Genomic DNA, 8,931 nt, shown 5'->3' with positions numbered 1-8,931 from the left:
CCCGGCCGCGCGCCCCCGCGTCGACGGCCGGGCGAGGCGCTGGGCGGTGGGTGCGGCGAGCGCGAAGAACAGCCCGTGCCCGACCGCGGCGAGTCCGCGGCCGACGGCGAGGGTCGTGAGGTTGCCGGCGGCGGCGGACGCGACGTGTCCGGCGCTGAACGCCGCTGTGCTCGCGGCGAGGACCCAGCGGCGGTCGAAGCGGGCCGTCCACCGCGTCAGCGGGACCGCGGTGCCGCCGGCGACCAGGGCGTACCAGCTGACCGTCAGCCCGACCCGGCTCTCGGTGCTGCCGGTCCCTGCGGCGATGTCGCTGATCAGCCCGATCGGGGTGGTCTCGCCGGTGACGACGATGAAGGCCAGGGCGGCCAGGGCGAATGTGGCGACGAGTTCGGTACGCGGATGCATCGGCACCGACTCTGTCACGGGCCGGGCCGGCTCCGCCTCCGAACGTGATCCACGACTCGCGGACGCTCAGTCGTCGTCGGAGGAGAACGCGCGGGCCAGCAGCGCTGCGATGGCGACACCGACCACGGCGATGGCGACCTGCACGCCGATGACCAGCCAGTCGTACCGGTGACCGGCCACGACCAGGACCTTGTCGCTGTTGATGTCCCACCGGTCGGCGGCCCACGTGCCGGCGACGGCGGCACCCATCCCGATCAGCACGGTCAGGATCAGGCCGATCGGCTGGCGGCCCGGCAGCAGGATCCGCGCGACGACACCGATGACCGCACCGAACACGATCGCGGACACGTAATCCTGTGCACCCACCGAGCGACCTCCTCGTCCCGATCCGCCTCGCATTGTGCCGCAGCCGCGCAACCCCGATCACGCGTCCGCCAGGCGCTGTCGGCCCGCCGTCAGCTTCGTGGTACCAGAGTACCATCACGGTATCGTCATCCCATGAAGCTTCGAATGATGGTCATCGCTGCGGCCGCCGCCCTGGTTGGGGCCGTGTTCCCGGGTACCGCCGCGCACGCGGACCCCTGGTGGCTCGACTACGTGGTCCAGGACCAGTTCCGCAACGCCAACAGCAACAAGTGCCTCGACGTCCTCTGGCACAGCGACGACAACGGCGACCCCGCCACCCAGAGCCCGTGCGCCGCGAACGAATGGGAAGCCGGCACGCACCTGTGGGACGCCGAGTGGGTGGGCTTCGACCAGGGAGTCGGGTACAGGTACGCGCTGCACCTCGGCTATCAGGGCCACCTGTGTCTCGAGGTCGCCGACTACGGCACCGAGAACTTCGCCCCGGTCGACGTCCACGACTGCAACGGCGGGCCGCACCAGCAGTGGCGCGTCATCCCGTCCGGCTACAGCGGCACCTCCCGCGCGGCGCAGTGGCTCGCCGACGCCGTCGAGCTCCAGAACGTCTGGAGCGGCAAGTGCCTCGAGGTGTACGAGTACAGCCTCAGCAATGTCGCGATCGTCGACCAGTACGACTGCTACAAGGGCACCAACCAGCTGTGGTTCCGGGAGTACGGCAACATCCGCAAGCAGCGCTGAAGCCGCCCGGCGACGGTGCGTCAGCTGTAGACGACGGTCACCTGACGCAGGACGATGCCGACCTTCGGGGCGCCGTCGTCCGGGCTGATGCCGCCGGGTTTGACGCCGCCGTCGGCGACCTTGTCGATGACGTCCATGCCCTTGGTGACGGTGCCGAAGCGGGTGTAGTCCGCGGGGAGCATCGGGTTGTCGTCGTAGTTGATGAAGAACTGGCTGCCGCTCGTCCCCGGGTCCTGGGTGCGGGCCAACGCCACCGACCCGCGGCGGTAGCCGGGCTGGGTGCCGAGGTTCTCCTCCGCGAACTGGTACGCGGGGCCGCCGGTGCTCGTGCCGGACGGGTCGCCGCACTGCAGGACGAACAGCCCGGCCGTCGTGAGACGGTGGCAGGCGGTGCCGTCGAAGAACTTCTTGCCCGCCAGGTAGGCGAAGCTGGCCACCGCACACGGGGCGGCCTTGGCGTCCATCGCGATCTCGACCACGCCGAGGTTGGTGGTCAGCGTCATCGTCGCCTTGGTGCCGCTGGGGACCGTGGCCGGCGGTGTGCCGACGTCCTTGATGGCCGGCTGGTTGCCGGCGGCGACCGGCGACCACCGGCACGCGCCGGCGGCAGCCGACGACTGCGGCGACGACTGCGGCGACGACGATGACGCGGATGGGGCGATCCGCTGACCGAACTGCTGCCCCGGCGACGATGCCGTGGTGCACCCGGCGAGCAGTGACACGGTCACCGCCGCGCTCAGCAGGACATGCGGTCGACGGATCATGCGTGCACAGTACGACACCTGTCAGGCCCGTGGGCGGGGAGCCAGGGCGACGACGAGCGGCAGCGGGATCAGCGCGGCCATGGTGACGGCGAGACCGACCTGATCGGCGACCCAGCCGATGAGGGCCGGACCGAGCAGGATCCCGGTGTAGGTGAACGTGGTCAGCCGCGAGATCAGGGTCGCCGCCGGAGCGCCCCGCAGCCGGCCGACCGCGCTGAAGGTCAGCGGGATCAGCACCGAGGCACCCAGCCCGGCCAGGGCGAAACCGGCCACCGCCGCGGCCGGGTGCGGCGTCAGCACGGCGGCCGCGAAGCCGCCCGCGGCGATCGCCGCGCCGAGGCGGAACAGCGTGTTGCCGCCCCAGCGGCTGGTGAGCCGGTCGCCGACCAGCCTTCCCGCGGCCTGGCCGCCGGTGTACGCGGTGATCGCCGCCGCGGCCAGGCTGAGGCTGGCGTGCCGCTCCTGGTGCAGGAAGATGCCGCCCCAGCCGAGCACCGCACCCTCGTAGACCATGAGCGCGGTGGCGGTCAGGCCGAGCACGATCAGGGCGCCGCTCCAGCCGTTCCGCGGGCCGTCGGCGCCGTGCTGCCCGGCCGCGCCGCCGGCCTCCGCTTCGCCGTGCCCGCTCTCCGGCACCAGGCGGGGTCCGAGCGCGAGGCCGGCGGCCAGCAGCAGGGCGCCGGCGGTGACGAGGTGGACGGCGAGCGAAACGCCGGCGTGCGCCAGTGCGGCGGTCGACAGCGACGCGACGACCGCGCTGACGCTCCAGGCCGCGTGGCAGCCGTTGAGGACCGGACGCCCGGCCCGGCGTTCGACGGCGACCGCGCTGGTGTTCATCGCCGCGTCGGTGGTGCCGTGGACGGCGCCGAGCAGGGTCGCCAGGGCGGTGAACCACCACGGGCCGGGCGCGACGGCGATGCCGGCCAGCAGCAGCGGCATGACCGCGAGGGTCACGCGCAGCACCGCCCGGGTCCCGACCCGCGCGGTCAGCGGCCCGACGAACTGCATGCAGGCCAGCGCGGCCCCCGCGAACAGCAGCCCGGTGAGGCCGAACCGCCCGTCACTGAGCTGGTGGGCGTCCTTGATCGAGGGCGCCCGCACGATGTACGTCGACAGCGTGAGCCCGTTGAGGAAGAACACGGCGGTCACGGCCCACCGCCCCGGCGTCCTCACGACCGGCCGGTCGACGATGGTCTGGTCACTGACGGTCATGCACGCCACCCACTTCTCGGTTCGGACCCCGGTCGGGCCCCACCTCGATGACGAACGGCGACCGGCCGAAACCGACAACCACCGGCAAGATTTTGGTCAGGTCGCGATCGGCTGGGCGGTGATCACGACGTTGTCGCGGTAGTGCCGGGTCGCGCTGTCGAACGGGCCGCCGCAGGTGATGAGGGTGAGTCGCACGGCGCCGTCACGGGCGAAGTACCGCTGCAGCGAGATCGCCGTCTTCGGGTGGATCTCACGGGCCACGACGCCGAACCGGTGCACGGTGCCGTCGCCGCCGGTGACGTCGATCCGGTCGCCCGGGCCGAGGTCGCGCAGCTTGAAGAAGGCCCCGCCACCCTGCTGGGCGCTGTCGACGTGCCCGGCGATGACGATCGACCCGGCGGTGGCCTCCAGCCCCGGCCCGTACCTGTACCAGCCGACGACGTCGACGCTCGGCGGCACCGCGAAGTCGCCGGTGCGCTCGTCCACGCCGACCGGGTTCACGGTCGCGTTCACGCCGAGCTTCCCGATGCGCAGCCGGGCCGGTGGCACCGCGGCGACCGCGGACGGCGGCGCACCGGCGACGATCGGCACACCGCCGCCGGACGGGGAGGGTGTCGCGGAGGCGAGCGCCGCCGCGCCGGCCGCTCCGACCGTCGGCGCCGGTCGCTGCGCGCAGGCCGCGACCGCGGCACCAGCGAGCAGCACGGCTCCGATCATCACGGCGACCCAGGCCGCCGGCCGGCCGGGGCGCGCCCCCGCAGCAGTCTGCGGGGACGCGCCGTTGCTCGACCGGGCCGGCATCACGCCCGGACCCCGCCGACCGTGCGTCGTGCGCCGCGGCGCAGGACCAGCGCACCGCCGAGCAGCAGCAGGAGCCCGGCGCCCGCCGCGGCGTAGGTCCAGGCGGCGGGGCCCCGGTCGGCGGTGCCGCCGGTGCCGGAGTTGACGCTTCCGGGCGTGCCGTGCAGGCCGGTGATGGTCTGGGCCACCACCCCGAGGGTCTTGCCCTCCGCGGAGCCGACGGCGTAGACGATCGTCGAGGTGCCCTCGGCCAGGTTGACGTCCGCGGCGGGGATCGCCACCGTGCTCGTCCCGGCCAGCACGACGTCGGCGCTCACCGCCCCGGCCGCCAGGTCGGCCTTGGCCTCGTTCGGGTTGGTGAGGTTCTTGAACACCGGCTGGCCGCCCGCCCGCACGTCGACGGCCGGCGCCGCTGCCGTGTGCCGCACGACCAGCCGGGCCTTGCCCGGGGCGAGGGTCTTCGTGTCGTTGACGAACGGGGTCAGCGTCGGCTTGCCGTCTGCCGTCAGGTGCGCCACCAGGCTGATGTTCGCGTCGGCGGGCACGGCCGCCTGGTCGACCTTGACGACGGGACTGGTGACCGGGTCGCCGGGCTTGACGATGACGATGTCGTACTTGCCGGCCGGCAGGTCGAGCGGCCCGGCGACCTTCGACGGCTGGAAGTTGTCGAGGGTCTTCTTGCCGTTGACGTACACGTCGACCGGCTGGCCCGGAATCCCGTGCACCACCGACACCTTGCTCGACCCGGCGGCGTGCGCCGGCGACGCGACCAGCAGCGTGGCCGCGGCGACGGCGCCGAGCGCCCCGGCTCCGGCGGCGGCGCGGCGCAATGTCAGACGAATGTTCATGGTGAAGCCCTTCCAGTTCCGAACACGCGAGCGGCTTGCTCCGTCGCCAGGTCCTTCGCGCGCCGGAGGGCGTCGCGGATTCAGGCGGTGGAACTTGCCACGAATCGCATCCAGTCGGGGGTCGCGACACGTATCTGCTTCGATGCGGTCGAGTCGGCGGCGCCGCACTGGCACACTTGCGGACGTGGTCGACTGGTACACGCAGGCCGAGGTGGGTGACGACCTCGTCCGGATCTCGGAGCCGCACGTCAACGAGCTGCTGTCGGCGAACTTCTGGTGGCTGCGCGGCACCGACCGGGACATCGTGATCGACGCCGGGCTCGGTGTCGTCGCCCTGCGGGACGCGATTCCGGGGCTGTTCGAGCGCGATCCGATGGTGCTGCTCACCCACGCGCATCTGGATCATGTCGGTGGGGCGTCCCAGTTCGCCGACCGGGCCGCCCATCCCGCGGAGGCGGAGCTCCTGGCGGCGGGTGTACCGGCGAGCCTGTACGGCGCGGAGCTCTACGACAAGCTGGGGATCGACGCGGCGGGCGAACCCGTCCCGGAGCTGATGCTCGACGTCCTGCCCGCCCCCGGCTACGACCCGGCCACCTACCGCGTCGAGCCCATGACCCTGTGCCGCACCCTCGTCGACGGCGACCGGATCGACCTGGGCGGCCGGGTACTGACCGTGCTGCACCTTCCCGGGCACACACCGGGCAGCATCGCCCTGCTGGAGGAGCGCACCGGGACCCTGTACTCCGGCGACATCGTCTACGACGGCGGCCTGATCGACGACCTGCCGAACTCCGACGTGGCCGCCTACCGGCACAGCATGCAGTTCCTCACCGACCTCGACGTCTCGGTTGTCCATCCCGGCCACGGGCGCAGCTTCGACCGGACCCGCCTGCACCAGCTGGCCCAGGCCTACCTGGCCAGCAGAGCCTGTTGATCTTCTTGATGTGACCGCCGCCGATTCGGGCCATGCAGGTCGGCGGACGGCGTAACGTCGTGAACGAGTACGCGTCGGCGCGCCCTCGGCGCGGTGGGTGATCGGCCGCGAACTGGCCTCTGCTGTGCATCTGCCGTTTCCGAACCGGGCGGCGGACCGGCTTGCCGGGAAGGTAGCCGCCATATGAGCACGCGGGAGACCCGCCCGGTAGCGGCCCCACCGGGGCCGGTGGGGACCTTGCGCCGTAGCAGGCGATGGCCGCTGCGGTCATACCTGATCGGGCTGTTGCTGCTGTTCGTGGTCACGGCCGGCGCGGGAATATGTGCGGGGTGGGTGCAGGCCCGCCGCGACGCGGTGTCCGCCGCCCGGGCGGACGCGTCGATGGCGGCCCGTCTGGCGGCGCGGCAGATCGGCGAGAACCTCGCCGTCGTGCGCGGCACCGTCGAATCCGTCGCGTCCAGCGCGGCCGTGGCGCAGGTGTTCGCCGACCCGGGCGCCTGCCGGCTGGCGTTCTCCCTCGGCGGTGCCGACGACGGGCACCTGGACGTCCTGCGCCCTGACGGGACCATCGCATGCTCGTCCAGGCCACCGCCCGACGGTCAACCGGCGAACGCCTACACCAAGGCGTCGTGGCTGCCCGACGCGGTACGCACACCGCAGGCCGTGGCGCCGGTCCGCGACGACCGCACCGGACGACCCGCCTTCCTGGTCACCGCCGCGATCCCCGGACTCGGTCTGGTGGCCGCGTTCGTCGACCTGACCGCCCTCGGCGCGGCGGCGGGCAATCTGTTCGGCGGAACCCGCCACCTGGAATTCGTGATCACCACCGAGGACGGCTCGATCGTGCTGACGCGGTGGCCCGACGGGTCGCGGTGGGCCGGCACCCCGGTACGCGACAGCCGATTCGTGATGACCGATGTCGACACCGGTGTCGGGGTCGACGTGACGGGGCTGCCCCGGTTGTATGGCCGGACGGCCGTCGAGGGCACCGGCTGGCAGGTCCTGGCCGGCGCGGACCGGTCGGCCGCGCTGGCCGGCGCCGACCGGCTGGCCCGGCGCCAGGCCCTGATCGTGGCGCTCGGCCTGCTCGCGGGACTGCTGGCCACCATGGTCGTGCAGAGGCACGTCACCGCCCCGATCGGCAGGCTCCGCACCGCGGTACGTACCGCCATCATCTCCGGCGACCTGGACACGGCCGTCACGGTGTCCGGCCCGCGGGAGGTCGCCGAACTCGGCGAGGAGTTCACCACGCTGCTGGCCACCGTCGACCGGGAACTGCGGGAACGTCGCCGCGCCGAAGCAGCTGCCCAGGAGCACGAACGCAACTACCGGCAGATGTTCGACGCCAGCCCCAACCCCGTTGTGGTCTTCGACGCCGACACCCTCGACATCGTCGCCGCGAACGCCGCCGCTGTCGCATACTACGGCTGGCCCGAAGACGCCCTGCTCACGATGACCTACACCGGCCTGCTCGCGGCGGAGGAACCCACCGTGCCGGCAGCCGGCACCGCGGCAGCCGAGCCGGTCGAACGTGACCAGCCGCAACGCCACCTCAAGCACGACGGCACCATCACCGAGACCAGCGTCACCACCTACCTGACGTCCTTCGCCGGGCGGACGGTCCGCTGCGCCGTCATCACCGACGTCACCGAACGCGAGCACCTGCAACGACGCCTGCGCCAGTCCGACCGCCTCGAAAGCCTCGGACAGCTCGCCGCCGGAGTCGCGCACGACTTCAACAACCTCCTCGGCATCATCAACGGCTACGCCAGCATGGCCGCCGCGGACCTGGAGCCGGCCGCCGCCGCCGACCCCGCCTGGCGCACCCTGCACGCCGACCTGACCGAGATCGTCGCGGCCGGTGACCGCGCGACCGCCCTCACCCGGCAGCTGCTGTCCTTCGCCCGCGCCGACCCCGCACCCGAGACCCGGGTCCTGGACCTCAACACCATCGTCGCCGACCTCGGCACCCTGCTGCGGCGTGCGCTCGGCGAGGACATCACCCTCATCACCGACCTCACCGCGCAGCCGTGGCCGATCAGCGCCGACCCCGGCCGCCTCGAGCAGGTCCTGGTGAACCTGGCCGTCAACGCCCGCGACGCCATGCCCGGCGGCGGCATCCTCACCATCGAGACCGCACCTGTCACCGTCGACGAGCATTACGCCGCCCAGCACCCGGGCGCACGAACCGGCCGCTACATGCGGCTGCGAGTCAGCGACACCGGCACCGGCATGGACCGGGCCACCCTGGAGCGGGCCTTCGAACCGTTCTTCACCACGAAACCCAAGGGCCACGGCACCGGCCTCGGCCTGGCCACCATCTACGGCATCGTCACCCAGGCCGGCGGCCACGCACAGATCTACTCCGAGCCCGGCCACGGCACGACCATCATCGCGCTGCTGCCGGTCACCGATGACCTCGCCGAACCGGACACCACGCCGGCGGAGCCGCACCGGCCGGGCGCCGGCGAGACGATCCTGCTCGTCGAGGACGACGACAACCTCCGCGCGATCACCGAACGCGTCCTGCACAACGCCGGCTACACGGTCCTGCCCGCCGCCACGGTCACCGACGCCCAGCAGCTCGCCACGGTCAACCCCGACATCGCGCTGCTGCTCACCGACGTGATCCTGCCCGACCTGCACGGACCCGCCCTCGCCGCCGCACTGCACCGCGCCCGACCAGGACTACCCGTCATCTATCTGTCCGGATACGCCGAAACAATCCTCGCCAGCCGCGGCGCCATCCCGGCCGGCGCTACCTTGCTCACCAAACCGGTCAGTGCCCACCAACTCCTACGCACCGTCACCCGCGTCCTGGACCACGCAACGGCGCAGTCCCCCGGCCCGCGGCCGCACTGACGCG

9 protein-coding genes are annotated in these 8,931 nt (G+C 72.5%); 3 read left to right on the top strand and 6 right to left on the bottom strand.

Annotated elements, in window-relative coordinates; genetic code table 11:
• Positions 1–405 (bottom strand): MFS transporter (locus tag AB0J72_RS55690; RefSeq protein ID WP_363416384.1); only part of this gene is annotated, 405 nt, incomplete at its 3' end.
• A gap of 66 nt (positions 406–471) precedes the next feature.
• Positions 472–771, bottom strand: a complete 300-nt coding sequence (locus tag AB0J72_RS55685) for a GlsB/YeaQ/YmgE family stress response membrane protein (RefSeq protein ID WP_363416381.1) — start codon at positions 769–771, stop codon at positions 472–474.
• Positions 772–903: 132 nt separating this feature from the next.
• Here AB0J72_RS55685 and AB0J72_RS55680 point away from each other — a divergent pair, with 132 nt between their 5' ends.
• Positions 904–1,506 carry an RICIN domain-containing protein gene (locus AB0J72_RS55680; RefSeq protein ID WP_363416378.1) on the top strand — a complete coding sequence of 201 codons (603 nt, stop codon included), beginning with the start codon at positions 904–906 and terminating at the stop codon, positions 1,504–1,506.
• Between the two features lie 20 nt (positions 1,507–1,526).
• Here the strand turns inward: AB0J72_RS55680 and AB0J72_RS55675 are convergent, their stop codons facing one another.
• The 4 genes from AB0J72_RS55675 to AB0J72_RS55660 all read right to left on the bottom strand — a co-directional run bounded on the left by AB0J72_RS55675 (position 1,527) and on the right by AB0J72_RS55660 (position 5,131).
• Positions 1,527–2,270: a peptidylprolyl isomerase gene (locus AB0J72_RS55675; RefSeq protein ID WP_363416376.1), complete on the bottom strand. Its 744-nt coding sequence runs from the start codon at positions 2,268–2,270 to the stop codon at positions 1,527–1,529.
• Positions 2,271–2,291: 21 nt separating this feature from the next.
• Complete coding sequence (locus AB0J72_RS55670) at positions 2,292–3,482, bottom strand: MFS transporter (RefSeq protein WP_363416373.1); 1,191 nt, start codon at positions 3,480–3,482, stop codon at positions 2,292–2,294.
• Positions 3,483–3,578: 96 nt separating this feature from the next.
• A complete protein-coding gene (locus AB0J72_RS55665) occupies positions 3,579–4,199 on the bottom strand; it encodes a sortase (protein ID WP_363416370.1) in 621 nt (206 codons plus the stop codon).
• Positions 4,200–4,282: 83 nt separating this feature from the next.
• On the bottom strand, positions 4,283–5,131 hold the full coding sequence (locus AB0J72_RS55660) for a DUF4397 domain-containing protein (RefSeq protein ID WP_363416367.1): 849 nt from the start codon (positions 5,129–5,131) through the stop codon (positions 4,283–4,285).
• Between the two features lie 184 nt (positions 5,132–5,315).
• Between AB0J72_RS55660 and AB0J72_RS55655 the strand changes: the two genes are divergently transcribed.
• The gene (locus AB0J72_RS55655; protein WP_363416364.1) at positions 5,316–6,065 is read left to right on the top strand and encodes an MBL fold metallo-hydrolase; all 750 of its coding nucleotides are present in this window, start codon (positions 5,316–5,318) and stop codon (positions 6,063–6,065) included.
• Positions 6,066–6,302: 237 nt separating this feature from the next.
• Positions 6,303–8,927: an ATP-binding protein gene (locus AB0J72_RS55650; protein ID WP_363416361.1), complete on the top strand. Its 2,625-nt coding sequence runs from the start codon at positions 6,303–6,305 to the stop codon at positions 8,925–8,927.
• The last annotated feature ends 4 nt before the right edge of the window (positions 8,928–8,931 follow it).

This window comes from Dactylosporangium sp. NPDC049742 (assembly GCF_040674675.1).
GTDB lineage: Bacteria > Actinomycetota > Actinomycetes > Mycobacteriales > Micromonosporaceae > Dactylosporangium > Dactylosporangium maewongense.
The sequence above is the reverse complement of the archived record's forward strand: the minus strand, read 5'-3'. Positions and strand labels throughout refer to the sequence as shown.

Coding starts and splice junctions, on each gene's coding strand:
- AB0J72_RS55670 (WP_363416373.1), bottom strand. CDS start 3,482: ATGACCGTCAGTGACCAGACCATCGTCGACCGGCCGGTCGTGAGGACG.
- AB0J72_RS55675 (WP_363416376.1), bottom strand. CDS start 2,270: ATGATCCGTCGACCGCATGTCCTGCTGAGCGCGGCGGTGACCGTGTCA.
- AB0J72_RS55660 (WP_363416367.1), bottom strand. CDS start 5,131: ATGAACATTCGTCTGACATTGCGCCGCGCCGCCGCCGGAGCCGGGGCG.
- AB0J72_RS55665 (WP_363416370.1), bottom strand. CDS start 4,199: ATGATCGGAGCCGTGCTGCTCGCTGGTGCCGCGGTCGCGGCCTGCGCG.
- AB0J72_RS55680 (WP_363416378.1), top strand. CDS start 904: ATGAAGCTTCGAATGATGGTCATCGCTGCGGCCGCCGCCCTGGTTGGG.